The organism is Micromonospora sp. DT4 (genome assembly GCF_049841675.1).
Lineage (GTDB): Bacteria > Actinomycetota > Actinomycetes > Mycobacteriales > Micromonosporaceae > Micromonospora.
Window position 1 is genome coordinate 1 of sequence record NZ_JBNCKT010000264.1, and the last position, 1,801, is coordinate 1,801.

2 protein-coding genes are annotated in these 1,801 nt (G+C 66.5%); both read left to right on the forward strand.

The window, feature by feature from the left end; genetic code table 11:
• A partial coding sequence (locus ACLQ24_RS29485; RefSeq protein ID WP_425895005.1) for a DUF3883 domain-containing protein occupies positions 1-950 on the forward strand: 950 nt, incomplete at its 5' end.
• A gap of 5 nt (positions 951-955) precedes the next feature.
• Entirely contained in the window at positions 956-1,762 is an 807-nt protein-coding gene (locus ACLQ24_RS29490) for a DUF1156 domain-containing protein (protein ID WP_425895006.1), read from the forward strand.
• Positions 1,763-1,801 lie beyond the last annotated feature (39 nt).

Consider the following 1,801-nt stretch of genomic DNA (forward strand, 5'->3'; position numbering starts at 1 on the left):
TATTTGTCGAGGACCTTCCATCGACGTGTCTCGGCGTGACGTTCCGCCCCCACCCAGTTACCCGACAGTCTCTTAGCGGATACGAACTGCACGCCTTCGAAGCCACCCTGACCGAGGCCGGTGGCAAACGCCACACCGCGTGGGCTGCCCTGATCCGCGTCGACGACAACGGTCAGGCGTATCCGGTGCGGTGGGAGACGCTCGCCAATCTCGTCCCCAGCGCGTTGGCCGGCACCGCGCCCCACCCCGCGCGGATCGACACCGCCGCGCAGGCCGCAGCCGCTCTGGCCGCGAAGACCCGCGACGAGCATCAGCGGGTGCGCAGCGAGTGGTTCGCCCAGGCTCGCCACGACCTACAAAACCTTCCCGTCGACCTGACCGTGGGAATCGCCGACAAGAAGGAGCGGGTCGCGACCCGCCACCGGCTGGAGCAGCGCGCGACGGAGCGTCTAGGCGAGCTGGAAGCACTCAGCCAGGTCAGGCTGAGCGAACCCAAACTGGTGGCGCGTATCCGCGTCCACCCGACGGCCGCGCCACGGACAGCCGAGGAGACGGATTCGGAGACTGTGGCGATGCTCCATGTCCTGCGTCTGCTACAGGAAGACGGATGGCGTGTCGCCGACGTGCACGCGGACAACCGCGGCTACGACCTGCACGCCATCCGCGGCCGCGATCAGCGCTTGGTCGAGGTCAAGGGCGTGTGGCGGTCCGCAGCCAGCAACGGCATCCGCATGACGGGCAACGAGGTGCTGATCGCCACCCAGCACCGCACCGACTACTGGCTCTACGTGGTCGACCAGTGCCACGACAGCCGAGGCACGCTCTTCGGCACTTACCGAGACCCCGTCACAACCTTCGCCGACGAGATCCGCAATGATGCAGTCTTCCGCGTCCCCGGCAGCACCCTGAGCAAGCACCGCACCACAGCCCAGCAGGAGAACCACCGATGACCCGAATGATCGAACGCTGGTTCCCCTGCGCCGAGGTCTCCAACAACAGCGCCAACGGATGGGGCTCCGGCAACACCGAATCCAGCCTGTGGGTCTGGTTCGCCAAACGACCCGTGGCCCAGTCCAAGGCTGCCGTTCTCACCAGCCTGCTCCCCTGGCCGGACAGCGAGCAGGACCAGCGCAAGCTACAAAACCTGGTCCGCACCGCGATGAGCGGCTACAGGAAGGCCCAGGACGAGATCGAGAAAATCTTGGCCGACACCTACGGACGCCGCCCTCGGGTTCTCGATCCGTTCTCCGGCCGGGCCATGATCCCGTTGGAAGCCGGCAGGCTCGGCGCGGATGCGTTCGGCGTCGATTACTCGCCATTCGCCACGCTCGGCGGTTCGCTGCTGGCCGACCTGCTGTACCGGGACTGGTCAACGGAACAGCCGCTGCCGTTCGGTGCCACAACTATGAGCGGTGTACGCCTGCTCGACGACGCCGAAACCTTCCTCAACGAGGTCGGAGCCCGCTTCACCGCCGCGATGGCCGAGTTCTATCCCCAGCACGGTGGTCGCTTCCCCTGGGGTTACCTGTGGGCTTCCTCGCTGCCGTGCCAAGAGTGCGGGAACCGGTTCCCGCTCGTCGGAGAACTTCACCTGCGCTTGCCGCGGCCGAAGAAGGACGACCCGGGACAAAGCTTCTACCTCGACGCGGACGGCAAGAGCGGCAAGGTGACTGCCGTCGTTCACGACGGCCCGCCTAGAGGGACACCGACTCGGGTCCTGGCCGGTAAGAGACTGTCGGGTAACTGGACGGCTACGCAGTGAGAAGTCGTTCGGCGTTGATGCGTCGGGCGGCTTCGCGCT